Annotated in this window: 17 protein-coding genes and 10 pseudogenes; 6 read left to right on the top strand and 21 right to left on the bottom strand. The window is 61.0% G+C overall.

Annotation, left to right across the window (positions count from 1 at the left end):
• Positions 1-150: 150 nt before the first annotated feature.
• Positions 151-1,054, top strand: a pseudogene (locus GYH34_RS20390) (IS21 family transposase); the annotation flags it as partial.
• Positions 1,054-1,782 (top strand): IS21-like element helper ATPase IstB, encoded by a 729-nt coding sequence (gene istB / locus GYH34_RS20385; RefSeq protein ID WP_161915410.1) that lies wholly within the window; start codon positions 1,054-1,056, stop codon positions 1,780-1,782. The pseudogene GYH34_RS20390 and the gene istB (GYH34_RS20385), both read left to right, overlap by 1 nt.
• 88 nt (positions 1,783-1,870) lie before the next feature.
• Here the strand turns inward: istB (GYH34_RS20385) and GYH34_RS20380 are convergent, their stop codons facing one another.
• A complete protein-coding gene (locus tag GYH34_RS20380) occupies positions 1,871-2,560 on the bottom strand; it encodes a HEAT repeat domain-containing protein (RefSeq protein WP_161915409.1) in 690 nt (229 codons plus the stop codon).
• A gap of 230 nt (positions 2,561-2,790) precedes the next feature.
• Between GYH34_RS20380 and GYH34_RS22055 the strand changes: the two are divergent.
• Positions 2,791-2,952: pseudogene (locus tag GYH34_RS22055) on the top strand (IS4 family transposase); the annotation flags it as partial.
• A 607-nt stretch (positions 2,953-3,559) separates the two neighbouring features.
• Here the strand turns inward: GYH34_RS22055 and GYH34_RS20370 are convergent.
• The 3 genes from GYH34_RS20370 to GYH34_RS20360 are packed head-to-tail and all read right to left on the bottom strand — an operon-like array spanning position 3,560 to position 6,149.
• Positions 3,560-4,699, bottom strand: a complete 1,140-nt coding sequence (locus GYH34_RS20370) for a glycosyltransferase family 61 protein (RefSeq protein ID WP_161915408.1) — start codon at positions 4,697-4,699, stop codon at positions 3,560-3,562.
• A complete protein-coding gene (locus GYH34_RS20365; protein ID WP_161915407.1) occupies positions 4,696-5,343 on the bottom strand; it encodes a hypothetical protein in 648 nt (215 codons plus the stop codon). Before GYH34_RS20365 ends, GYH34_RS20370 begins: the two co-directional genes overlap by 4 nt.
• Before the next feature lie 17 nt (positions 5,344-5,360).
• On the bottom strand, positions 5,361-6,149 hold the full coding sequence (locus GYH34_RS20360) for a class I SAM-dependent methyltransferase (RefSeq protein ID WP_161915406.1): 789 nt from the start codon (positions 6,147-6,149) through the stop codon (positions 5,361-5,363).
• Positions 6,150-6,646: 497 nt separating this feature from the next.
• On the opposite strand from GYH34_RS20360, the pseudogene GYH34_RS20355 reads away from it, so the two are divergent.
• Positions 6,647-6,856, top strand: a pseudogene (locus GYH34_RS20355) (transposase); the annotation flags it as partial.
• Positions 6,857-6,936: 80 nt separating this feature from the next.
• Here the strand turns inward: GYH34_RS20355 and istB (GYH34_RS20350) are convergent.
• Together istB (GYH34_RS20350) and istA are read right to left on the bottom strand one after the other, a co-directional pair.
• Positions 6,937-7,802 (bottom strand): annotated as a pseudogene (gene istB / locus GYH34_RS20350) (IS21-like element helper ATPase IstB).
• Positions 7,799-9,064 (bottom strand): IS21 family transposase, encoded by a 1,266-nt coding sequence (gene istA / locus GYH34_RS20345; RefSeq protein ID WP_161915405.1) that lies wholly within the window; start codon positions 9,062-9,064, stop codon positions 7,799-7,801. Before istA ends, istB (GYH34_RS20350) begins: the two are co-directional and overlap by 4 nt.
• A 145-nt stretch (positions 9,065-9,209) precedes the next feature.
• On the opposite strand from istA, the pseudogene GYH34_RS20340 reads away from it, so the two are divergent.
• Positions 9,210-10,175: pseudogene (locus GYH34_RS20340) on the top strand (IS256 family transposase); the annotation flags it as partial.
• Here GYH34_RS20340 and GYH34_RS20335 read toward each other — a convergent pair.
• The 3 genes from GYH34_RS20335 to GYH34_RS20325 form a co-directional block, all read right to left on the bottom strand.
• Positions 10,172-11,791 carry an IS66 family transposase gene (locus GYH34_RS20335; protein ID WP_161915404.1) on the bottom strand — a complete coding sequence of 540 codons (1,620 nt, stop codon included), beginning with the start codon at positions 11,789-11,791 and terminating at the stop codon, positions 10,172-10,174. The pseudogene GYH34_RS20340 and the gene GYH34_RS20335 sit on opposite strands and share 4 nt — an antisense overlap.
• Before the next feature lie 70 nt (positions 11,792-11,861).
• A complete protein-coding gene (tnpB, locus tag GYH34_RS20330; RefSeq protein WP_161915403.1) occupies positions 11,862-12,209 on the bottom strand; it encodes an IS66 family insertion sequence element accessory protein TnpB in 348 nt (115 codons plus the stop codon).
• 3 nt (positions 12,210-12,212) lie between these two features.
• On the bottom strand, positions 12,213-12,605 hold the full coding sequence (locus tag GYH34_RS20325; protein ID WP_161915402.1) for a transposase: 393 nt from the start codon (positions 12,603-12,605) through the stop codon (positions 12,213-12,215).
• Positions 12,606-12,760: 155 nt separating this feature from the next.
• Between GYH34_RS20325 and GYH34_RS20320 the strand changes: the two genes are divergently transcribed.
• Positions 12,761-13,195, top strand: a complete 435-nt coding sequence (locus GYH34_RS20320) for a hypothetical protein (protein WP_161915401.1) — start codon at positions 12,761-12,763, stop codon at positions 13,193-13,195.
• A gap of 90 nt (positions 13,196-13,285) precedes the next feature.
• Here the strand turns inward: GYH34_RS20320 and GYH34_RS20315 are convergent, their stop codons facing one another.
• From GYH34_RS20315 to rfbB, 12 genes and pseudogenes are all read right to left on the bottom strand, one after another.
• The gene (locus GYH34_RS20315) at positions 13,286-14,368 is read right to left on the bottom strand and encodes a Hint domain-containing protein (RefSeq protein ID WP_161915400.1); all 1,083 of its coding nucleotides are present in this window, start codon (positions 14,366-14,368) and stop codon (positions 13,286-13,288) included.
• A 262-nt stretch (positions 14,369-14,630) separates the two neighbouring features.
• Positions 14,631-15,704, bottom strand: a pseudogene (locus GYH34_RS20310) (ISAs1 family transposase).
• 125 nt (positions 15,705-15,829) lie between these two features.
• A pseudogene (locus tag GYH34_RS21835) lies at positions 15,830-16,322 on the bottom strand (ISAs1 family transposase); the annotation flags it as partial.
• Positions 16,323-16,326: 4 nt separating this feature from the next.
• Positions 16,327-17,052, bottom strand: a pseudogene (istB, locus tag GYH34_RS20305) (IS21-like element helper ATPase IstB); the annotation flags it as partial.
• Between the two features lie 13 nt (positions 17,053-17,065).
• Complete coding sequence (locus GYH34_RS22205; RefSeq protein WP_256367056.1) at positions 17,066-18,091, bottom strand: transposase; 1,026 nt, start codon at positions 18,089-18,091, stop codon at positions 17,066-17,068.
• A 97-nt stretch (positions 18,092-18,188) separates the two neighbouring features.
• Positions 18,189-18,870, bottom strand: a pseudogene (locus GYH34_RS20295) (transposase).
• 432 nt (positions 18,871-19,302) lie between these two features.
• Positions 19,303-19,395: pseudogene (locus GYH34_RS22045) on the bottom strand (IS5/IS1182 family transposase); the annotation flags it as partial.
• Positions 19,396-19,549: 154 nt separating this feature from the next.
• Positions 19,550-20,914 (bottom strand): hypothetical protein, encoded by a 1,365-nt coding sequence (locus GYH34_RS20285; protein ID WP_161915397.1) that lies wholly within the window; start codon positions 20,912-20,914, stop codon positions 19,550-19,552.
• 333 nt (positions 20,915-21,247) lie between these two features.
• Positions 21,248-22,114, bottom strand: coding sequence for a glucose-1-phosphate thymidylyltransferase RfbA (gene rfbA, locus GYH34_RS20280; RefSeq protein WP_161915396.1), 867 nt, complete (start codon positions 22,112-22,114; stop codon positions 21,248-21,250).
• A 1-nt stretch (position 22,115) separates the two neighbouring features.
• The gene (gene rfbD / locus GYH34_RS20275) at positions 22,116-23,012 is read right to left on the bottom strand and encodes a dTDP-4-dehydrorhamnose reductase (RefSeq protein WP_161915453.1); all 897 of its coding nucleotides are present in this window, start codon (positions 23,010-23,012) and stop codon (positions 22,116-22,118) included.
• Between the two features lie 2 nt (positions 23,013-23,014).
• Positions 23,015-23,572, bottom strand: a complete 558-nt coding sequence (rfbC, locus tag GYH34_RS20270; RefSeq protein ID WP_161915395.1) for a dTDP-4-dehydrorhamnose 3,5-epimerase — start codon at positions 23,570-23,572, stop codon at positions 23,015-23,017.
• Positions 23,573-23,590: 18 nt separating this feature from the next.
• Positions 23,591-24,643 (bottom strand): dTDP-glucose 4,6-dehydratase, encoded by a 1,053-nt coding sequence (gene rfbB / locus GYH34_RS20265; protein ID WP_161915394.1) that lies wholly within the window; start codon positions 24,641-24,643, stop codon positions 23,591-23,593.
• Positions 24,644-24,884 lie beyond the last annotated feature (241 nt).

Genomic DNA, 24,884 nt, shown 5'->3' with positions numbered 1-24,884 from the left:
GCCCCGCGACCGGCAGACAGGCCGTTTTTTTCGGCGCGCGCGGGGGTGTCGGCGTGACGAAGCTCGGGCTCCGCCCTCCCTTCGTCACGCCGACACCCCCGCGATTCTCATCCAGATTGACGCTGGACTCTCACCTTGTTTGGCGCGCGGCAGACGGCGGTGGAGGCGATCTTCGTCGGCAAGGAGCGCAAGTTCAATCGTCGCTTCGCGCAAATGTGCAGCCACCATCTCGTCGAGCCGGTCGCCTGCACGCCGGCGTCCGGCTGGGAGAAAGGCCAGGTCGAAAATCAGGTCGGCTTGGCGCGGGAGCGGTTCTTCACGCCGCGCCTGCGGTTCAAGACCTATGACGATATGAACGCCTAGCTTCTCGATAAATGCGTCGGCTACGCCAAGGCGCATCCGCATCTCGAGATGCCGGACAAGACGATTTGGCAGGTTTTCGAGGAAGAGCGGCCGAAGCTCGTTCCGCTGCGCGGACGGTTCGACGGGTTCCACGAGCTGACCGCGTCGGTGTCGAAGACCTGCCTCGTGCGCTTCGACAACAATAAATATTCGGTCAATGCGAGCGCCGTCGGCGCCCCGGTCGAGATCCACGCCTACGCCGACCGCATCGTCTTCCGCCAAAAAGGACGGGTCGTCGCCGAACATGCTCGCGCCTTCGGGCGCGGCGCGACGATATTCGATCCCTGGCATTATGTCCCGGTTCTCGCGCGCAAACCGGGCGCGCTGCGGAACGGCGCGCCGTTCAAGGATTGGGTGTTGCCGGGGAGCGATCGAGCGCGTGCGGCGCAAGCTCGCCGGCAGCAACGATGGCGATCGACAGATGGTCAAGGTTCTGGCCGCGGTCGCCGACGACGGATTGACCGCTATCGAGGCAGCCTGCGCGGAGGCGCTCGGCCAAGGAGTCCATTCGGCCGACGTCATTCTCAACATTCTCGCCCGCCGGCGCGAGCCGCCGCCCCTGCCGGCGATCCCGACGCCAGAGGCGTTGACGCTGCTGCACATGCCGCTCGCCGACTGCGCCCGCTATGATCAATTGAGGAGAACGGCCTGATGGAACGCACCAAGCTCTTTGATCTCATGGGAGAGCTCAAGCTCTTCGGCATGAGGAACGCCTATGACGAGGTGATGTCGAGCGGCATAAAGAGGCAGCATGAGCCGCCACGCATCGTCGGCGATCTTCTCGAGGCGGAAATCGCCGAAAAGCATGCGCGCTCCATCAAATATCAGATGACGATCGCCAAGCTGCCATTGGCGAAGGACATCGCCGACTTCCAGTTCGACGGCGCGCCGATCAATGAAGCGCTGGTGCGCGATCTCTCGAACGGCGGCTTCCTCGACCAACAACGTAATTGCGTTCTCGTCGGCGGAACCGGTACGGGGAAGACTCATCTTTCGATAGCGATCGCAAGAAATTGCATTCGCGCTGGAAAACGCGGCCGCTTCTTCAACACCGTCGAGCTCGTCACAAGGCTCGAGACCGAAGCGCGAGGAGGTCGTCAGGGACGCTTTGCGGACTATCTCACCAAAATGGACTTTATCATACTCGACGAGCTCGGCTATCTGCCCTTCGCGCAGTCGGGCGGACAATTGCTCTTCCATCTGATCAGCCGGCTCTACGAACGAACCTCGATCATCGTCACCACCAATCTCGCCTTTGGCGAGTGGCCGAGCGTGTTCGGCGATGCGAAAATGACCAGCGCTCTGCTCGATCGCCTCACTCACCATTGCGATATCATCGAGACCGGCAACGAAAGCTGGCGCTTCAAAAACCGCGCCTGACGCTCCCGATCATATCGCGAACCGAAACGCGCTCGCCCCGGCTGCGCTATCCCGCCAGCTCCGCCGGGGCGAGCGCTCGCGTTCTGCCCTACGACAAATGGGGGTCAATTTTGAACGCCGATCGGGGGTCAATTTTCGATGCCGATTGACACCTGCGAGCCAAGCCATGGAGCGCCTCGGCTCTTACGAAGACGTCAGCGTCATTTACCCGTCGCAGCAGCGCATCCCGAATCTCGGGGCCGTCAATCGAAACGGTCTGGCCGATACTTGTGGCGGCCCAATCTCGCGCCCTTTCATATGGATCGTCCATCAACTCCAGCAGCGCGCCTACCGCCGCATCCGAAGTCGCACCACTGAGGGAGAAGGCCACGCCGTGGCGGACGTCGTCGTCAGAATGGTTGCGCAGCCCGATCAGAGCACCCTCGCAACGACGGTTTCCGAGATGGCCAAAGGCGAACACAGTCGCTATCAAGACCTCTCTGTCCTGTTCGCGGTGAATAATCTTGAGGAGGGCGTCGCAGCATTCCTCTGGAAAGGTGCGCGCGGGTGAGCCCAACTGGCCTAGAATGGTAACCCCGAGCCTTCGTGACTTCGAATCCCGCGCGCCAGACAGTGCGATCGCGGCGTCGAAGACCTCTCTTGTCCCCCGAGCTTCCAACACTGCTAGGGGATTACAAGAAGCACGCTTCCCGTCCTCATCATCGATCTGCGCCAACGAAGCCGCTATCAACTCCGCCGTCGAGCGACCGTCTCGCTTCATCTCTTCGAGCGTGCTCATGAGCGCTGATCCCTTCAAAACCGTTCGCGTCCGCAAACTTACGACTTGGCGAACTGTCGCCAAGGGAACCGTGCCTTGCGTCGTTCTTGCGAAGTTGCCGCAAAACGCTGCCCTGGAGCGTGGAAGGCGCATCATTTGAACCGCCGCCAACGCAGCGTAACTGGCCCGCACTGACCGCTCCGCCGTCAGCGTCGAATACGTCGTTCTGCGGCCTACGGCGAATGCCTACGACGCTCAGCTTCTACCTCATAAAGCTCGCTCGATTGGGGGGCTATCTCGCAAGGGCCGGCGACTCGCCGCCGGGCAGCATTGTTATATGGCGTGGCCTCGCGCGCCTAACCGATATCGAGATAGGCGCGGAGGCAGCGCTGAGTGAATTTGTGGGTAATTGAAAGCTTCGGCGGAGCCTTACGTTTGCGACGTCGCTCGACCGACGTGATGACCTCGATGCGATCCATGGCTCTCTGTGACTATCCTGTGGCTAGTCACAGTGTCTTATCCGATGCACTGATTCGTAAGGCGGCCGCGGCCGGACGAATACGACGAGAGCCTCGAGGAGGGCGCTTCGATCGCCGAGGTCGCGCGGCGGCACGACCTCAACACCAATCAGCTCTTCACCTGGCGTCGGCAGTTCGGCGTCGTCGCGACTGCGCCGCAGGAACACGCGCCGATCCTGCCCGTAACGATCACGCCGGACGCGGCGACGGAATATTCGGAGATAGTGTCCATCATCGATAGTGGACACGATCCCCGCGCCACGCGCGCGACTATCGACACCAGCCGCGCCGATCGCCAGACGGCCTTCGGCGGAGCCTTACCTTACTGATGGGGTAATGTCTTCCGCGGCAAAACGATGCCGCCAGCGCCAGACCACTGACGTCGGCACCGCGGGCGAAGAGAGGACCGTGTCTGAACTCCAGCGAATGACAGGCGTCTATTCGTTGAAACAAATGCTTCCAAATGGAAGCACAGCGGAATATTTTGAGCCGATGCGGTATTCTACAACAAATGCTGCAATAATAGCTTAAATAGCTTAGGATCTACAATATAGCCTGCGTCATGCGTGCGCTTGTCGAATGCCGAAAAGGCCTCACCTAACAAATAGGATACTTCATGCCCACGAATGGCGGCGATAGAAGACTGCAAGAAGTTATTGTTTTGATTCGGCTGCAAAGTGCAAACATGCGCGTCGCGCCCAGTAAACACGGTGTTATGAAGGCCAGAGCCGCATAAGCCAACAATTTTGCTAGCCTGAGAGAAAAGGCGAATCTGATCATGCCAGGGAACAACGCCAGGGTCAACGATTTCGTATTCGTTCGCCCTAGCAATTTCTTCTAGGTTAGCGTAGTTTAACAAAGGACGGGGATCACGTTCTCGGGTTCCACGGGTCACAAATAAAAGTCTGCTCACAGAACTGCTGAGCTGTTGACGATGGTTGACGTGACGGATGAGTTCGTTATATGTTTCATTTGCGAACGGATGAACCCAAAGTTCGTTAGTGTGAGCCACGCTGGGAACGTACAGTTCTTCACACAATAAGGCCTCATCGCGAGCCAATCGAAATAGCCGATCGCGCGAAACGCCGAGAGCTTCCAACATTTCTATTTGGTAGTCTGGTGTGTGCGCTGCAACAACAAAAGTTGCATCATCTCCGACGAATTTTTTGGCGACTAGTACGCGAGGCAAAACTTCGAGTAGCCAATGCCCATGCACCCCATCTCCACGGCGCAGTAGAACCACTGCCTGTTTTACAGTTTCCCTACGCAGAACGGAACCTCGCAGGTTGTACGTTCCATTGCCCGATCGCTCTACGCCAGTGTAAAATCCCCAAGCTCCGAGCCCGTCCGGAGGCACTGTCAACGCCTTGTCGAGTAGCATGGTATTTTCTTTGATCACAAGACCATAATCGTATACATAAGCACCGTTGAGAACTAGGCATCCTGCTTCTTCTGCCAACAAAATGCGTTCACCAAAGTCTCTATCCGCATCACGCTTGTGCGCCGCGCCAGCGAGATAACGCGGTCGCGGTGTTCTCAATCGGACTTCCGACGCGGTCTTGCGCCACCGAGCGTCAGAGCCATACCTCGAAACGAACGCAAATCGGTCACCACCGGAAAGTTGTTGAATTAGAAACGTCAATCGACAATCCCCCAATAAGCGCCGAGGGTAGGGCCATCCCCAAAATCGACCTTCAGATCGATGATGGAAACAGAACCGGGTGCAGCCTGGAGCAATGGTGCCGACGGCACGTCTTCGCAGAAAACCGCTACGCCGCGCGGCGGGAAAATACCGCCTTCGAATAGCGCGACAATTTCGGTAGGCGCGCAGCCTAAACCGACAAGGACTGCCGCATTATCGAGACAATGTCCGTTGATCCTTGTCTCCTGCGCGCCATCGCAGTCTATCCCAGGACGATGAAGGATGATGATGATATTGTCGAACAAAGTCGAAAGCGATAAATGGTCGCAAGCGCCACGAAAGGCACTTGCCTCGTTCAGAACGAGGACAACACCTCGATTATTGGAGCACAAAACAGCAAGAAGATATATGAGGAAACGCGTCAGGTCGGCTTGTTTTGGCGACCGCGCGGATTCCTTCAACTTCCCCAAAATATGTTCCACGACGACAGGGACGTCACACAAACCCTCATTGTAGCTTTGGCTCAGTATATAACAGACGCCGTCGCTAAATGTGTAAGAGAAGTCTAGACTACGCTCTCTCGCCTCGCCGGTTTCATAAGAAAGGAGCGATGGGAGACTTGCTAGAGCTTGCGCGATGTCCATAATCTGTTCTTGCTCTATTATCGCACTGACGCCAAGCGGGAGTCTCCCAACCGCACCCGTGGCTCTCCGTTTAGAAAGTCGCATGCGCTACGCACACGTGCACGAGCTCGACTGACTTCCATGCTTTCCACCAGAAAATCAACAATCGCCTCGGAATATGGAACCAAATCAAAGACGGCGTTCCGATGCTCATGTATTCGAGCGTAATCGATAGCCATATGCTGTGCCAAAATCTGCGGATAGCGGTCCCGCAACGTCGTGTTGGCAGGATCCAGATTACTCAGCACCAGCATACCGGTGTCCGGGACGTCAATTGTTGCCGAGAACAAGTCGGGACGATGCTCTCTAAGCGCCAACACCAAGCCGAAAACGTCGCCCGTCCACCCGTCGGGCTGGGGATCGCGGGCAGCCATCTTTACCGTCGAGGGCAATACATCATGGATACAAACCACGGTACCGGCGTGGCTGTACCTTTCGATGTTGATAAAGTCGTTAAGCGCCGCCTCAAAGAGATGCAATCCATCGATAAAAGCCAAGTCGATCGGCCTATGCCCAGTCAGACCGAATACTTCATGCGACGCAAAAAAGTCATCACTGGTTTGCTCATAAATGCACATATTCTCGCGTAAAGCGACAGTCAACTGGGGCTGGGGATCGATGCCGATCGCCTGCGCTTGTGCCAATTGCAGCGTGCTCCCATGTTCGACCCCCGTCTCCAAATAGACCTCGGGCCGAAGCCGCTCATGCAAATGTTGCAGGAAGGCGTAATGATCGGATGCGTAGGATGCATTGCTGACCGAGTCCATTGCTAAATCCCCCTATTTTAGGCCGCGGTAGACGGAACACGGACATGCAGTGTATCTGCCACTCTTGCCGCACATAATGGCAGGTATGAAACCCTGTCAAGCAAATACAATCGGGTGCGCCGACGCCGGCATTGGATTCAAAATTGAGTCTTGACGTGTGGCTCGTAAGCCTACGCCGAAGACCGTCATGGCAGCCCGGGCGGATGACGTCGATTGGCGGCGAGAGTTAAAATTGCTCGAAACTTTTGGACAGTTTTTTCGAAGCGGCTCGCAACGCGGCGGAAGTGAATGAGCTTGGAGAGGCCGCATGCCCCCGTGCCCGCAGGCTGTGTGGCCTGAGCTGCAGGTCGGGATAACCGTAAATGTCTAGTGGATTCGTTTTAAACCGGCTTATATGATCGTGCTCCTTGGAGAGGTGTAGCAGCGGCGCTCGGGCGGTCATCGGCGGTTTTCCGGTAGCATCGGTTTGCGATTCGAACGCAACCGAGGAAACACCGATGACCGACGATATGATGAACCTTCGCGCCCTGCTGGAAAAGTCCCCGGACGCGGATTTCCTGCGTGAGATGATCGGCTTCGCCGCCGAGCGGCTGATGGAGCTCGAAGTGGGCGCCCTGACCGGCGCCGCCCACGGCGAGCGTTCGGCGGACCGCCGTGTCCAGCGTAACGGCTATCGTGATCGCGATTGGGAGACGCGCGCCGGGACCAAGCTGAGAAAATGTAAATGCCGCTTTTAATTTCCCCAGAAGCGCCGAAGTAAAATTCCCCAGTCTGGCGGGCACGGCGATCAGCCGGCGATCTGATCGGCGCCTCCGTTTTTGGGCGGTCTTCCGCGACGCCGGAGCGTCGGAGGGATGGGCGCCGGCTGGATGCTGGCTTTTGTCCGAACATGTTCGGGCAAGAGGTCGGCATGCTCGCGCAGGCGATAGCTGGAGCCTTCGATCTGGAAGACGACGGCATGGTGCAGGAGGCGGTCGAGAAGCGCCGTGGCGACAACGGCGTCGCCGAAGATGTCGCCCCATTCCGCGAAGCCGCGGTTCGAGGTGAGGATCATCGCGCCTTTCTCATAGCGGGCGTTGACGAGCTGGAAGAACAGATTGCCGCCGCCCGGCGTGACCGGCAGATAGCCGATCTCGTCGACGATCAGCAGCGCGAAACGGCAGAAGTAGCGAATCTTTTCCCGCAGCGTTCCCTCGCGCTCGGCTCTGGCGAGGACCGCGATGATGTCGGCGAGGGAGGCGAAGTAGACGCTGCGGCCGGCTTTGACCGCTTCGACGCCGAGCGCCAGGCCGAGATGCGTTTTCCCGGTGCCGGGCGGCCCGTGAGATGGACGGCTTCGGCGCGGTCGATGAACTGCAACTCGGCGAGCGCCATGACGCGGCTCTTGTCGAGCGAGGGCTGGAAGGAGAAGTCGAAGCCGGCAAGAGTCTTGATGGCAGATAGACGCGCCATCTGAAGCGCCATCCGGACGCGGCGATTCTCGCGCAGGGTGAGTTCCTCGGCGAGGAGAATGTCGACGACATCGAGCGCCGTGGCTTCGCCGCGCTCGACGGCGCGCAGGGCGACGTCGAGGATTTCGAGGGCGCGCGGCATTCTCAGGCCGACGAGATTGCGTTTGACGCGATCGATGATCGCGGAGGGCGCGGCGTTCATCGCGAGCCTCCCTGCGTGGCCAGGCGACGGCCCACGGCGTCATAGAATGCCAGAGGACGTCGTGCGGCGAGATCGCCGGCGCGCCGCACGACGGGCTGCGGCTCTTCGGGCGGGCGTCGGCGCGGCGCTGGCGACGGCGTTCGGCGATGCGCCGGATCGAGACGCTTCTCGCCGCGGCCTTCGAGTGGCGCATGTGTGGCGATCAGCTCGCCGTCTTCGAAGATGCGGATGGCGTCGGCGAAGACATGGACGTCGAGGACGCGCCGCCGCGTGGTGTCCGGCACGCTGTAGAGATTGCCGCCGACGCTGACCATGCCTTCATGCGAGGCGCGTCGTTCGAGCCGGAGCACCGCCTGATAGGCCATGGGCGGCAATGCTTCGAGCGCCGCCTTCTCTTCGGCGAGGGCCTCGTTGACGACGCGCTTCGACGTGGCGTGGACGCGCGGATTGGCGACCGTGTCGAGCCAGTTCCGCAGCTGAGCATTCAGATCGTCGAGATCGCGGAAGGAGCCGCCGAGGAAAAAATCCTCGCGGATATAGCGGAACGGCCGCTCGACCTTCCCCTTCGTTTTTGCGCGATAGGCTTTGCAAGCGCGTGGTCGAAAGCCGTAATGGCGGGCGAGGTCGAGCAGCGCGCGATTGTAGACGACGAGACCGTCCGGGTCTTCGCCGATGACGGCGGTCTTCATGCGGTCGTAGAGGATCTCGCGCGGAACGCCGCCGAGCGCCTCGAAGGCGGCCATGTGGCAGCGCAGGACGCTCTGCATGTCCTGATGCAGGACGAAGCGCGCCCAGATGAAGCGGGAATGGCCGAGGACCATGGAAAAGAGCCAGACGATCCGCTTGACGCCGGGCGCGTCGAGGAACTCGAGGTCGAAGCGGGCGAAGTCGACCTGCGCCTGCTCTCCGGGCGGGGTTTCGAAGCGGACCTCGAAGCCTTTAGGGCGAGGCGGGCGAAGCTCACGCAGCAGGTCGGTGACCGCGGTGTAGCCGCCGGCATATCCGTGTCCCTTGATCTCGCGCCACAGCCGGCGGCCGCTCAAGGCCGGATAGGCGGCGAGGCGCTCCCGAAGATAGGCCTCGAACGACGCGATTGCGCGCTCGCGCGGCGGCCGGGCTTTGTAGCTGGGCGCCGTCAGTCCCGCGGCGATGTGCTTGCGGACGGTCTTCCGGTCGATTCCGAGCTGGCGCGCTATGGCGGACACCGAGACGCCCTGACGATGTAGTTCCAGGATCATGACAATTTCCCCGAGTTTGATCACCGCGCCGTCCTCCCCGCCGAGGGGAGCAGCATCGGCGAATTGGCGCGCCGCCGGGCCTTCCAGGGCATGCCCTGGAAGGCCCGGCGTCACGAAAACTGGGGAACTTTCAATCGGCACATTTGGGGAGTTTACGCCCGGCACTCACAGAAAAGGCTCCTACTTCCCCTGCTTCCTCGAGCCGCGCCGCATGGCCGAGAAGGCGCTCGCGGCCGTCATTCAGGAAGCCTATGTGCATGGCGTCTCGACACGCTCCGTCGACGATCTCGTCAAAGCCATAGGCGGCTCCGGCGTCTCCAAGAGCCAGGTCAGCCGGCTCTGCGAGGAGATCGACGAGAAGGTCGACGCCTTCCTCGAGCGTCCGCTCGAGGGCGACTGGCCCTATCTTTGGATCGACGCCACCTATGTGAAGGCGCGCCAGAACGGCCGCATCGTCTCGGTGGCGACGATCGTCGCCGTTGGCGTCAACGCCGACGGACGACTTGAAGTTCTCGGAATGGAAACGGGTCCCTCCGAAGCCGAGACCTTCTGGACCGAGTTCCTGCGCGGCCTGCGCCGGCGAGGACTGCGCGGCGTCAAGCTCATCATCTCCGACGCGCATGAGGGGCTGAAGGCCGCCGTCGCCAAAGTGATGAACGCTTCCTGGCAGCGCTGCCGCGTGCATTTCATGCGCGACGCGCTCGCCCACGCCGGTAAGAGCGGAAGGCGCGTCGTCTCGGCGCTGATCGGCACCGCTTTCGCGCAAGAGGACGAGAGCGCCGCCAAGACGCAATGGCGCAAGGTCGCCGATCAGCTCCGGCCGACGGTCCCAAAGCTCGCCGCCTTCATGGACGACGCCGAATGCGACGTGCTCGCCTATGCGAGCTTTCCCAAGGATCACTGGCCGAAAATCCAGTCCACCAACGGCATCGAGCGCCTCAATGGCGAGATCAAGCGCCGCACCGAGCTCGTCGGCATCTTCCCGAACGAGAAGGCGATCAAGCGCCTCGTCGGCGCGATCTTGTTGGAACAGAATGACGAATGGGCCGTGCAGCGTGGCCGCTATATGACCCTGGAAACAATGTATTCATCTGGCGAAGGCCGCGGAGATCTCCGGCAAGGGCGGAATCTTTAAGCCGCGATTTCGTCGGCCGCTTTCGGCGTGGATGGGCGCTCTGCCTTCCAGCGCCATGGCAGGAGCTCGTCGACCCTCGTAGCCGGATGGTCGGGCAATTTGGCGAGGACATGCGCGAGCCAGGCTTGCGGGTCCACATCATTGAGCTTGCAAGTCTCGATCAGTGAAAGAACGGCGGCGGCCCGGCGTCCGCCCTCGTCGGAGCCGACGAATTTCCAGACGCGGCGCCCGATTGCTGCGCCACGCAAGGCGCGTTCGGCGGCATTATTGGAGAGACATATATGCCCGTCGTCGAGAAACCGCGTGAATGACGCCCAGCGGTTGAGGCTGTAGTTGATCGCCTTGCAGATATCGCTCTTGACCGAGAGGAGCGCGCGTTGCTCTCGCAGCCACGTTTCCACCGCGTCGACCAGCGGCTTCGATTGCGATCGACGCGCCGCCTTTCGTTCGTCGGGCGGCTTTCCGGCTATGCTGCGCTCGATCTCGAACAGCTCGTCGATACGGCGCACCGCCTCGATTGCGATCGGCGCCTTCGCGAGCTTGGCGAGCTCGAAGAATTTGCGTCGGCTATGCGCCCAGCACGCGGCCTCTAAAATCGGTCCCGGCTTTCGCTTCGCATCATAGAGTTCGTTGAAGCCGGCGAAGGCGTCGGCTTGCATGACGCCGGCCCAGCCGGAAAGATGAGCGCTGGGATATTCGCCATGGCGCGACGCCGAATATTCGAAGAAAGCGGCCGGCGGCGTCTTTCCGCCGAACGGCCGATCGTCGCGCAGATAGACCCAGAGGCGGCCGGTCCGCGTCTTCGTCTTCGCCAACACCGGAACCGTCGTGTCGTCAGCGTGGATCCGTTCGGCGGCGAGCACGTGACGACGCAGCGCGTCGAGAATGGGCGCGAGCGCGACGACGCAGGCGCCGACCCGATCGGCGAGCGTCGACGTGTCGATCTCGACGCCTTCGCGCCTGAAGGTCGCGCTCTGAAGATTGAGCGGCTGATGCAGCAGAAACTTGTTCACCAGAACCATCGCCAGCAAGCTCGGCCCCGCGAAGCCGCGCGGGATCGGATGCGACGGCGCCGGCGTTTCGGTGATGGCGTCGCAATCCCGGCAGGTGAACTTCTCGCGCACATGCTCGATGATCTTCCAGCGACGCGGCTCGCATTCGAGCGTCTTCGTCACCTCCTCGCCGAGCTTGTGCAAGCGCAGGCCGCCGCATTTGCCGCAGGCGCAGGGAGCAGGCTCCACGATCCGCTCGACGGGGAGATTCTCCGGCAGCTTGCGCGGGCCGCGCGGCCCTCTCGGGGGCCGCGTCTTGCCGGCTTTCGGCGCGGCGAGATCGGCCTTCGCCTCTTCGGCTCCTTGCGCTTCTTCCAGATCCTCGATCGCCAGCTCGAGCTGCTCGACGAGCAGCTTGGCGCGTTCGGATGATTGGCCGAAGGCCTCGCGCCGCGCCTTGGCGAGCAGCAGCTTCAGCCGCTCCACCTCGAGCGCGCGAACCTTCGCTTCGCTCTGCGCGTTGATGCGCGCCGCTTGCTCTTGCTCCAGCAGCTCGCGCTGCGCGAGGATCAGCGCATGCGCGCTCGCGAGGTCTGAGGGAAGTGGCTCGAAGCTCGTCGTCACGACACGAAGTAGAGCATATTCGCGCCGAAAAATCGCGCGCGAAATTATCGCTCGACGCGATTGGCCGGGCTTATCCAGCGGCGCTCGGACGCCATGTTTTCTGGGGCATTCGCCAATCGATTCCGTCGAGAAGAAAGGCCAGTTGCGCGGCCGATATCGCCGCCACGCCGCTCGTCGCCGAAGGCCATATGAATCGTCCGCGCTCGAGACGTTTCGTAAACATGCATGCGCCCTGGCCGTCGTGCCAGATCAGCTTTATTCTGTCGCCTCGACGGCCTCGGAAGACGTAGAGATCGCCCGCGTGAGGATTCCGTTTCATGCCTTCCTGCACGAGCAAGGCGAGAGTGTCGAATCCCTTTCTCATGTCGGTATGGCCGGTGCATAAGAACACGTGAACGCCGCCGCCGAAGGAAATCATCGCTCAGCGCTCCGCCTTCGACAAGGCGCCTATGACGCTCGCCAATATCTTCGCATCGGGCGCGCCTTCGATCTTCATACGTGCGCCGCCCGCGAACTCGATGGTGATCATCGACGGCCCCGGCTCCGACGCGGGCATAGGCGCTGGCGTCGGGGCCGCGATCGTCAAAGGAACAAAAGTCGGCGCGTCTCGCGTGTCGAGCTCGCTCGATATCAATGGCGCCGTCGAGAGCGCTCTTCGCCACCGATAGAGAAGACTCGGGTCGACGCCGGCCGCCTGCGCGATCTTTACGACGTTCGCCCCCGGAGCCGCGGCCGCCATGGCCAATCGCTCCTTCTCGGCGAGAGAGTGCTTGCGACGTCGCTCGACCGACGTGATGACCTCGATGCGATCCATGGCTCTCTGTGACTAACCTGTGGCTAGTCACAGTGTCTTATCCGACGAGCTGATTCGTAAGGCGGCCGCTACCGGACGAATACGAAACAATCGCCGCTTTGAGCGATGATCCCATCGTCAAGCCGCCCGCCGTGGCCGCCTGATCAAACCGGCTGATGCCGGATCCCTCGTACGGGACCGACCTGAGCTACACCATCTCCAGGGGCACGATCGCTTATATCCTGAAGCGGCGAAGAAATTTGCGCAGGTGCCGTCGCGGGAGTGGTGGGAATTGGGTTGGCGTAGTCTCCGGGGTGCTGAACCCAACTGATTCCAGCGTTGGAGCGCTGGAAGGAGACCACGCCATAACGAAGGATACCACGAAGACGGCGGCTGTCGCCGCCGACATCATGCTTTTCGACAATTGGTTCGACCCGATCGAGGATGGCGTTCGGGAGCGCGTGCGCGGCTTCATCGAGACGATGCTGGAAGAGGAGTTGGAGAGCGCGCTCTGTCGCGGCCGCGCTACGCACGCCGCAAAGCGGGCCCAGACGAAGACGCCGCCGCGCCGATCGTCGGCTGCCGGCATGGCCATCGCAGGCGCGCGCTGACAGGCACGTTCGGAAAGACGGAGATCGTCGTGCCGCGCGCCCGCATCCAGGGCGAGAATGGCGAGACCAGCGAGTGGAAGAGCGCGTCGTTCAATTGCCTGATTGGATGAGGGCGAAATTTGCACCATCCCCCGTCGCGGAAATAATAGAGATAGCGTTCTGCTGCGGTTCAGTCCACCGCGCCACCATCGGACCGCCTAGCTCGATGCGTAGGAACATTCCATCTGTGCATTCTTTTAAATACGCTGGAGGTATTCGGCTGCACCCAGAGGTCCAGCGACGTTGACCCTCTTCGAAGTGATGGAAGCCGCAATGGTCGAACTGCGGATCGCCGAGATCGATCGATCGCTCCGACCCGAAGCCATCGCAAAGAGTTAGCCCCACAATGCACACCCCGAGTTTGCGACCGTCATCACTGTCGCTCACGTCAGACGGCCGCGACATGGACGATATCAGCCATGCCTGTTGCGCCTTCGGTGGAATTGCAAAGCGAAAGAACCATCCGCGAACGACCGGCTCGATCCGCGTTCCGTCGACGAGCAGATGCAGATCGAGCGGAGGCGCTTGGTCCACCGTCCAGCCCAAGGTTTTGGCCCTTGAGAGCAGCTGCTCGTGTACAGCCGTGACGATCGGTCCTTCGCGATAGAGCGGGCGCGACAATTCCGGCGCGGCTATCGACGGGTCAGCAAGCTCCGGGAGCCGAGCAAAAGCAGCGCCACACTCTTGAAAGAATGCCTGCTTGCCTATGCCAGGAGTGCCCTCGCTAGGCTTGTTCTCCGCAAGCAGAAGTTCATGTCCCTCCAACTCGACGTACCAATAGATCACGCTCGACACTTCGACTTGGGCGATCGTTGCACCATTGACGAGGGCGCGGGCAGGAATAAGAACTTCACCTACTAGGTCGAAACAAAGTGCCTGCGAAGGTGACACATAGAGATCACGGACCGGTGCGTTCTGCCCGAATGCGTGGGCAGAGATGCGAATGGGCCAAATACTTGTGGGATCAGAGTGACGGTAGCAATCGACCTCGCGATGGCTGACCCGACATATAGGTTTATGCTCGCCAACAATCGTGACAACTAAATCGCCGACCTTAAGGTCTTCAACCGGAACTTCGCCGTAAACAGTGAGTATTTTGGTTCCGTAGCAATAGAAAGGCACATTTACATCCATTGCGCACACCCACCGTGATGCTAGTAAATGAATTGGCTGGAATCTGGATGTTGTCGCCTTCAAGAATTCACGGCTAATCAAACTGCGCAGCCCTTTAGTTTGGAATACGACGCAGGATAACGAGCTTCCCTAACTTTTTAAGCAAGGATAATCCGCTACTCCCGACAATAGAAAGCATACGTTTGCCATCGAAAGCAATGTTTGTCAACCGGCCGTTCTAGGTTGCAGGGGGAATCGCTTGAACCTCAGCGCCAGGGTTGGGTTATGGCCAGGCGGCGGTTTTCTTTTTGATTTTGAGACTGGCCTTATCGGGGATGTCCTTGATGAGGTTGAGAGCGGCGTGCTTGATCGTCGCCATGTTGGCGGGCCCGTTCTCGGTGCCAAGACGCATCAGGTCGTCGTGGAACACGTCCAGAACCCAGTGGAGACCATTCTCCACGCCCCAATGGGCTCGGGCTGCGTGGGCGAACTGCTTGGCGGACAATAGCGCCGAGGAGAGATAGTAACGGCGCGCCACGCTCGTCTTTCCGTCCCGCTCCATCGTCGCCTCGATCATGCCGATCATGGCGAGCGCCGGAAAGCGCGGCTTGCCGGGAAAGCGGCGGTCGGTGGAAAGCCAGTCGACCGTGTGAGAGACATAATGACGGCGAAGCTCGATGCGCCCGTGGTCGCCGTCGGTCGTCTCGTGAATGTCGCAGGCCGCGCGCTCGCGCTCGAAATAGAGGCGCACATCCTCGGCGAGCGTCGGCCAATTGTCCTTCAAGGAGAGAAGATAATCGGCTCCCTTGGCGCGGATTTTCTCGGCGATCTCGCGCTGACAGCCCATGGCGTCGATGGCGACGAGCGCGCCAGAGAGCTCCAAGCGCTCGAGCAGCAGCGGAATGGCGACGATCTCGTTGCTCTTCTTGTCGACCGCTTCCTGGCCGAGCACGAGGCGCTGACGCGACGCCCAGGCGGAAACCAGATGCAGCGGCGAGCCGTCCTTGCCATGCGCGCGGCGCGAGGTTTTGCCGTCGATCGCCACAATGTCGGGCGCGCTCTCGCGCAGGCTCTCCACCCATTTGGTGAATCATTCGGAAAAGAGCGAGGCCGGCAGAGCGTTCATCAGATCGTTGAGCGCGTCATGGGAGGGGACGCCCTTCTCGAAGGGGAGGAGACGCCGCAGAAAGTCGAGCTTTTGCCTGGCCCAGCGCTGGTTCTCGCAGAAATCCTCGGCCTTGGCCATGGTCCCGCACAGGACGATCAGCAGAATTTCCGGCAAGGGATAGACGACCTTCCAGGCTTGGCGCGGGTCCTCGAGGGCGGAAAAATGGTCGAGAAGGCTGCTCTTGGACATCGAAGGCCTCAATGATGCGAGGCCCTCTATGAATCACGGCAACTCCCGCGCCGAAACTCCCCCTCGCGTTCGAGCGATCAACCTGTTCTAGGTTGCTGCAACCCAGACAGGCCTCCGAATCCGGGTTAACGGGGTGAAGCTCCCAAGGCTATGGCGAGATAATCCTCGCGCCAGCTGGCGATTTTTCTGCGGAGATTGATGCTGGTGCGTGTGGGCTTTGTTGCCTTTCGTTGTGGTTTCATGGGCTTGTTCTCAGGCTCTGCGCCGTGCGGATCATATTGACGGCGAAATGCCTGACGATGGCCATGTTCCGCGCGCAGTGGCCCTTGCGAGGCGCGATTGGTCCTCGGCGAAGACGACGTCGAGAACCCAATGCAGCTGGTTCTCTATGCCCCAGTGGCCGCGCACGGCCTCTGCCACCCGCGTCGCCGCGAGCCGAGGAGATGAGTAGCGCGTCTCGAAGCGGCCGCGGTCGGCAAGCTCCGCCAGCGATTTGACGCGGATGATCGGCGCGGCGTTCGGCAGGCGCAGCTCGCCCGGCAAGCGCCGCTCGCCGTTCAGCCAGTCGACCTCGGTGAGGACGCCGACGCTGCGCTGCTCGATGCGGCCATGGCGCCGAGCGGCGCTTGCGGAGGCTGTCGCCGGAGAGCTCGAGCCGGTAGGCGTTATGGATGACGCGATCGAGGATGGCGTCGGCGATCGTCAGTATGCCGATCATCTCGTGCCAACGATCGACCGGAACCTGGCTGGTGATGACGAGGGAGCCGGCGTCGTAGCGGTCCTCGACGATCTCCAGCAGATCGCGCGCCTGATCGCCGACGAGCGCCTCCGGCCCCCAATCATCGAGGATCAGCAGTCGCGCGCGTGCGATCTTGCGCAGCAGCCGGCCGTAGCTTCCATCGCCATGCGCGACGGTGAGATCGGTGAACAGCCGAGGCACGCGATAATAGAGCACCGATATGTCCTGCCGGCAGGCCTTTTGGCCGAGCGCGCAGGCGAGCCAACTCTTCCCGAGGCCGCTCGCCCCGGTGATCAGCAGATTGCGCCGTTCGGCGATCCAGTCGCAGGCGGCGAGCTTCAGGAACAGAGCCCGGTCGAGACCGCGTGTGCTCTGATAATCCACATCCTCGACGCTGGCCGGATGGCGCAGGCGAGCGGCGCGGGAGCGCGTCTCGAAGCGCTTCTGACGACGCAGCGTCAGCTCGTATTCGAGCAGCAGGCCGAGCCATTCGGCGTGCTCGAGGCCTCGGGCCTCGGCCTTGTGCTCGAGTTCCTTGAACCATTTGGCGAGGCCATAGAGCCCGGGCCCGAGCGCGTTCGATAGATCGAGTGTCGGGTGGGCGAGCATCGATGGATTCCTTTCAGTGGTAATAGCCGGGACCGCGGAGATTTTCGTGATCGAGCAGCGTTGCCGGAGGGCGTCTCCGGCGCCGGAAGCCCTGGATTTGCCGGTGAGCAATGCGGCGACGCTCTTGCAATTGAAGGCACCGATTTCCAGCGCGCGGGCGGAGACGGCTTCGGCCTTTGCGGCCTCGACGCCGCGATAGAGCTTCAGCACCCCGAGACATGTCCGAAAGCCCTGCTCGGGATGACGCCGCGCGGCGAGCATGGCGGCGATGAGCCCTTCGGTGTGCGGCCCGATCGTCGCCGCCCAGCGGCGGAAGCGATCCGGCGTCCAGGCGGCGTAACGCCGGTGCACGCTCGGCATGTGCTCCGGGGCCGTGCCGTGCCGGGCGCCCATGTAGCGGCGCTCGTGCAGCCCGACGCGCTGACCACGGTGAAAAACCTCGATCATCCGCTCGGTGACGCGCACGTCGACCTCGGCGTGGATGAGGGCGTGCGGAACTGAGTAGAAGAAGCTCTCGGCATCGATGTGATAATCGATATTGACGCGCGCCCGCTTCCACTCGGCGAACTCCCACTCTGTCGCGGGCAAGGGGCCGAGGGCGTCGCGCTCTATTTTCTCGAACAGGTCTCTTCGGCTGATCCCGAGCTTGCGCATCGGCCGGCCGTTCATCGTCTCCATGGGCGCGCGATGGCGGCGTTGCATTCGGCGAGCGAGCCGTGACGCCATCGGCTTCGAGTTCGATCGTCGGCGTCGAATCGGTTTCCTGGCGCAGGACGCGTCGTTTGCGCTTCGCCGGCGACGCGGGCACAGGCCCCTGCATGATTGCGGGAACGAACAGTGGCGGCGCGCCTGCGTCTTCGCGAGCCTCGGTCTCTTTGCGCGCCTGACGGCGCCACGTAAAAAGTTGCTGCGGCGTTAGACCATGCCGCCGCGCCACTTCACAAACGCTCGCGCCCTCTGTGAAGCTCTCGGCGACAATCGCCGCCTTCTGATCTGCGCCCCATGTCCTCCGACGCCCCGCACCCGTGAAGACCTCGATCCGCCGCGTCGGAGCCACTTCACGCTCCGACATATGTTTATGCATTGAAATCGACATTTGTCGGAGCCCCTATCGCTCCGATTATCGTCGCCCCCACTCACTCAAAACAGGTGGGAGAAAAACAGAGCCTACTGTTGAATTTAAAGAATGACCACGCGATCTTCGGGGCGGATTGGATCGCGCAGGCAATCGACCAGATGAAGCCCACCATCTCGCGTGCGATGGCGATGATGACCACATTGGCGGTCTTGCCGCGCGCGCTCAGCCGACGAAATCAGGCGCACAGCCGAATTTGTGCCTTCCATCCTTTGTCGCGAACGATTTTTGGCAGGGCCTCGATGCGGTCGACCTTATGACGGCCGATGCGCGGCTTCATTGGATAAGCCCAGGCGCCTTCGACCAGCGCACGCCTGGCGTGGGCGTCAGACAGGGGTCAATTCGCCGGCGCGATGGAGGCGCGCGAGCATGGTGGCGTCACGACGATCTGTCTTTATGCGATCGCCGGACTTCATTGGGATCAGCGACGGCGCCACCACGTCGCACCGATGCCCGAGGCTGACGAGATGACGATGAACGCCATAACCGCACGGACCGGCTTAATAACAAAACGCCAGCGTCTTGCCCGGACGCCCGAGCCGCTCGCAGAGCTTGCTGATCGCCCCAGGGTCATTGCCGATCTCGCCGTGGTATTCCACGGCTCCGGGGCGTCCGCTTTCCGCTACTGCGACCGAGATCCGCTCTTTGTGAATGTCCAAGCCAATAAATCGCGTATTTTCCATGTGGCCCGTCTCCTATGCAAGAGGCTCTGCGCCGGCCAGCCGGCGTCACCCTCGTACCGTTGCATATCGGATGATGGGCCACCCTCAGGCCCGGCAATCATAGGGTCTAGCAGGCCGTTGAAAATCCTTTCGCTTCGCCTTGAGGACTTCCTCGTCGCCATTGTAAACTCGATCTCGATCAAGCCGTCGTCGAGCAATTCGGCAGTCCCTTCGCCAGAGACTTCGTCCATTTCGTCGAACCCGATCCAGGTGAGGCGATCGAGGTCGGGCCGTATCGAGATCGAACGTCGCCTGTATCGCACCGAAGGCGATTTCGCCGCGCCCGTCGGCGTTGATGACGATCATCGCCTGCCCTAACAGGTCGAGAGAGGCTCGATCCCAGGTGTCGACCTCGACGATCCGCCAACGGCCAACGAGCTTGCAGCCCGCGGTGCGAGCGATCCACAACATCGCCTCCACGAAAAGTCGGTTGTTCCTTCCGCTGCGGCCGGGATCGCTGACCTTGCCTAGGCAAAGCGGCTCCATCTTCGCCCATTGAGCGTCCGTCAACGCGAATCAACCCATCCAAAGCTTGAATCACGCCGAGCTAAAAATGGGAATCCTGAATCCCAACAGGCCCTCATTCAAGGCCGCGGCTATGATGCAGATTGAATCGAGGTCAGGTCATGGCACCTTCTCTTCATTTGGAGAAGTCCGGAGAACTTCCAGACAAGGGCCGCCACTCTATTCTAACTCCCCGCGAAATAATGAGGCCGGCTCGCGTGCGAGGGTAGATAACGAACTCACATGCCTCAACCTTTGTCTCAAGGCACACCGACAGATGCGCTAGAACTTCGTGTTTGCCCTCGCCGCTTGCGATCTCGACGTTGCGGGCAAGCAGCTGCTCGCCGTAAGCGGCGGTGATTTCGAAGACCGCCGTTAGGTGGGCCTCCATCTCACCCAGAAATGTGACCGTATAGCAGCCGGGCTGCAAGGTCACATAAGGCCCCCATTGCAACGCTTCGTTCGCCGAGTGAGAAGCAGCGGTCAGTGCTCCATCGATCTTGCGCGCGTTCGAGAAAAATGATTTTGGCTCGATCGTGGTGGGACCACGTTCCAACATGAAGTTCAGCCAGGAGACTTCCGCGCTGCCGCGCTTCAACGGGATCCTATCTTCATTTTGCGCGCGCATCTCTCTCTTACAGTCCCACAGGCGATGATACAGCCTTCCAAAAAGGTTCGGGTCGACGGGTGTCGAGGGCTGCGGCGGAATCGGCGATGGGCCGCGGAGCTTTTCATGAAGCAGATTACGAATGCGCTTCCCCGCCATCAATTCATGCATTGACTTGTGTTCATTAGCTACGTCGTCTGTAAGACCACGTGAAATTGCGGTCCCGACTGCAAGACCTGCTAAAGTTTCTGGCTCCCGCAAAAAGTCAGCTATTTGGGCTAGAACGTCCATCGGCAGCGTGAAGCCGACACGCTCCGCTGTCTTAAGCAGCTGCGTGAAAAACAAATCTCCCAGCTGGTTACCAAATTCTGGCAGAAGGAATCTGATCGGATCGATGATCTTGGCATTCGCCGCGCCTAACATAATAACGCGCGCAAATTCCTTTTCCGTGGGGTCCAAAAGATGCGCGAGAAGATAATGATGCAGCTCTGCCGTTGGCGGTGCTTCGCCAATCAGTCGCTGCGCAAGGTTCAAGATGTCGAAATCGAGCTCCAGTTCGGCAAACACCTGGAAGCTCTCTTGTATGCGACGGGCGATAGCATCGGCGTATGGCTCAAAGGTCCAGTCGAGGGACTCGAAGCAAAGCGCAACACCACGACGTGCGACAACGAGCCGATCGACATCCCGCCAAAGTGGCCACAGCAATTGCAATATGTGTTTCGAATCGCCGGAGGCGAGACGGTCAATCTCTATTACAACTGCCTCGAATTGAGCATAAGGATCGTCTGATTTCGGGTAACTTAAACTATCAAGGCCTACTGGGACGCTCAACGGAGCGAGGCTTTTGCGAAACCTCATGCGGTTGCCGGCACCGGAGAATAGTTCAGAGAGCATAATGGCCTGCCTGTGAAGCATGAGACTTGTATCAGATATTTCAACGAACTCTCAATGGTAGTCAACCGGTTGTTTCAGTTTGTGGTGCCATCGGACATGACCCCATGTCTAGGACGCCGTCGCATCCGGGCACGGATGCTCCAACGCATGGTCGCATTCTGAACGGCGTTTTTAAACGAGCCACTCGCGAAGCTGGCTACGAATCCAATGCTTATCTCGGTCGTGGAGGCAGTCTCCTTACTGTGACATTGTTTGCAAAAAAAAATCACATTGGCACATCACGGTGCCGTCGGACGGGCCTCCACACCAGCAGGTCTCAATGGAAATCCTGGGTCATATCTCGATGGAAGTTGACAGATAGGCGCCATACTGGCTCTTGGCGAATTTCTGCGCGGCGGCGCGTAGCGTTTCGGCGTCGATCCAGCCTTGGCGGAAGGCGATCTCCTCGAGGCAGGCGATGCGCTGTCCTTGCCGCAGCTCGATCGCGCGCACATATTCCGCTGCCTCCAGCAGCGAGGCCGGCGTGCCCGTGTCGAGCCAGGCGAAGCCGCGGCCCAGCCGTTCCACATTCAGCTCGCCGCGCTGCAGATAGATGTTGTTGAGGTCGGTGATCTCCAATTCGCCGCGAGGCGAAGGTTTCAGTTCCGCAGCATATTGCGGCGCGCGCTCGTCGTAGAAATAAAGCCCCGTGACCGCCCAATTGGATTTGGGCGCTTTCGGCTTTTCCTCGAGCGACAATACGCGGCCCTGCGCGTCGAAATCGACGACGCCGTAACGCTCTGGATCAGCGACGTGATAAGCGAAGACAGTGGCGCCGTGGCGCGATTCTTTCGCCTTGCTCAGCGACTCTGTGAGTCCATGACCGTAGAAAATATTGTCGCCGAGCACCAGCACGGAGCTTTGCCCGTCGACGAAGCTCGCGCCGATGACATATGCCTGCGCGAGCCCGTCCGGCCGCGGCTGCACGGCGTAAGTGAAGGAGACGCCCCATTGCGCGCCGGAGCCGAGCAGGCGCTTGAACGCCGCTTCGTCATCGGGCGTCGTGATGACGAGTATCTCGCGCACGCCGGCGAGCATCAGAGCGCTCAGCGGATAATAGATCATCGGCTTGTCATAGACCGGCAGCAATTGCTTGGAGACGGCGAGCGTCGCCGGATGAAGCCGCGTGCCGCTGCCGCCCGCGAGAATGATTCCGCGCATTTCATGCTCCTCCATCTGTGGGGCCGACGAGCAGCCTGTCGACACAGGCCGCGAGCGATGGGCGCCAGTCGGGCAGAGCGACGCCGTAGATTTGCGAGAGCTTCGTATTGTCGAGGCGCGAATTGGCTGGGCGCCGCGCCGGCGTCGGATAATCCGCCGTGGCGATGCGGCGAACGCGCACCGGCTTGCGCCCATGCGTTTCCGCGCGCGCGAAGATCGCTTCCGCTACATCGGCCCAGCAGGCGTCGCCCGCGCCGGTAATGTGAAAGACCCCGCGCAGCTGCGGCGCGCCGTCCTCGCAAAGGCGCTTCGCAATGCGCAATGTCGCCTCGGCTATGTCGATCGCACTCGTCGGATTGCCGAGCTGATCGGCGACCACGCCCACCTCCTCACGCGTCTCGCCGAGCCGCAACATGGTGCGCACGAAATTCACGCCGAAGGGGCTGTAGACCCAGGCCGTGCGCAGGATCGCCGATTTTGGACAGAGCGCCGCGACGCGCCTCTCGCCCTCGAGCTTGGAGCGGCCATAGGCGCCGAGCGGCGCGGTCGGATCATCCTCGCGATAAGGGCACGCAGCGGAACCGTTGAACACATAGTCTGTCGAAAAATGAATGAGCGGAACGCCGAGCGCCGCCGCCGCCTCGGCGACATGACCGGCGCCTTCGCCATTGACGCGCATGGCGAGCGCTTCTTCCTGTTCCGCCTTGTCGACGGCGGTGTAGGCGGCCGCATTGACGATCACATCGCTACGCGCATCGTTCAACACCGCGCGCACGCTGTCGCGGTCCGTCAAATCGAGCTGCGGCCTTCCGAGCGCGAGGATTTCCGTTTCTTCGGAGCTGCGCTCGTGCAGAGCGGTGACGATCTGGCCCTGCAATCCGGTGACGGCGATGCGCACGCTCACGCGAATGTATCCGTGAGTTCGCGCAGGCGCGGCCAGCGTCGGTCCTTCTCCGACAGAATGGCGTGCGCCGGCGCGATCGGCCAAGAGATGTCGAGATCCGGATCGTCCCATGCGAGGCCGCGATCATTGGGCGCCGAATAGAAATTCGTGACCTTATAGACGACTTCCGTATCTGGCTCGAGCGTGCAGAAGCCATGGGCGAAGCCGATGGGAACGAGCAATTGCCGCCAATTCTCCGCGGAGAGCTCCACTGCGATATGACGGCCGAACGTAGGCGACGAGCGGCGAATATCGACAGCCACATCCAATATGCGGCCGCGCGTGACGCGCACCAGCTTGTCCTGCGCGAAAGGCGCGGTCTGAAAATGCAGCCCGCGAATGACGCCTGTGTCGCGCGAGAGGGAATGATTGTCCTGCACGAAGCGGAGCGCTGGCAGGCCGCGCTCCTCCCAGCGCTTTTCATTATAGCTCTCGGAGAAAAAGCCGCGCGCGTCGCCGAAGCGATCGGGCGTCACGATCTTGACGCCATCGAGCGCCGTGTCCTCGACCTTCATGCTGTCCTCACGCGCGCGTCAGGCGACGCAACCGAGCCGCTCGCCGCGATATTTGCCGGAGCGTATGGCTTTCCACCACGCTTCATTTTCGAGATACCAGCGCACCGTCTTGGCGAGCCCACTGGCGAAGCTCTCCTTGGCGCGCCAGCCGAGCTCGCGCTCGATCTTGGAGCAATCGATCGCATAGCGCAGATCATGGCCCGGCCGATCCTGCACGAATGTGATCAGCTCGCGATAGGAGCCGCGCGCGCGGGGCCTCAGCTCGTCGAGACGATCGCAGATCGCCTGCACCACTTCTATGTTGCGCATCTCCGAGCGGCCGCCGACATTGTAGGATTGTCCGACGACGCCGGCGCGCGCGACGGTGAGCAGCGCCTCGGCGTGATCCTCGACAAAGAGCCAATCGCGCACATTCTCGCCGCGCCCATAGACGGGCAGGGGCTTTTCCTCGAGCGCATTGAGAATGGTGAGCGGAATGAGCTTTTCGGGGAAATGATAGGGGCCGTAATTATTGGAGCAATTGGTGACGATGGTCGGCAGGCCATAGGTCTCGCGCCAGGCGCGCGCGAGATGATCGGAGCCCGCTTTCGAAGCGGAATAGGGCGAGTTGGGCGCATAGGGCGTGTCCTCGCGAAACAGCCCTTCCGCGCCGAGCGCGCCGAACACTTCGTCGGTCGAGATATGCAGAAAGCGAAAGCCGGCGGCGGTCTGCGCATCGAGACGGCGCCAATAATCGAGCGCCGCGGCGAGCAGTGTGAAAGTGCCGACGACATTGGTCTCGATGAAGGCGCCCGGCCCGTCGATGGAGCGATCGACATGGCTCTCGGCGGCGAGATGCATCACGATATCGGGCCGAAACTCCTCGAAGGTGGCGTCGACCGCGGCGCGGTCGCAAATATCCGCGCGTCGAAAGGAGTAGCGCGGATCGCCGGCGATAGGCGCGAGCGAGTTGAGATTGCCGGCATAGGTGAGCTTGTCATAAACGAGAAGTTCATGCGGCGTCGTTTCGATGATCCGGCGCGCGACCGCCGAGCCGATGAAACCCGCCCCGCCCGTTACGAGCAGCCGCATCTGACCATCGGAGGGCTGAAGGTCTTTCGGACGATGGCAAGGGTTAACCATTTCAGTTTGGGGCTCTCAAGCTAATTGCGCGACTGCGCGCGAAACCGGACGTAGACACTCTACAACACTCCGGGCGCACGCGCCACAGTCCGTACCGCCAAGGCGATCGCTACGGGTCACGGTAGAGGTGGTGTGTAAGAAAAACAGGCGATGATCTGACGCACTCCAAGAGCTAGCGAGTTCCGATCAA

Origin of the sequence: Methylosinus sp. C49, from assembly GCF_009936375.1 — a bacterium.
Taxonomy (GTDB): Bacteria; Pseudomonadota; Alphaproteobacteria; order Rhizobiales; family Beijerinckiaceae; genus Methylosinus.
Note: the sequence above shows the minus strand (reverse complement) of the source record. Positions and strands in the feature narration are given on the sequence as shown.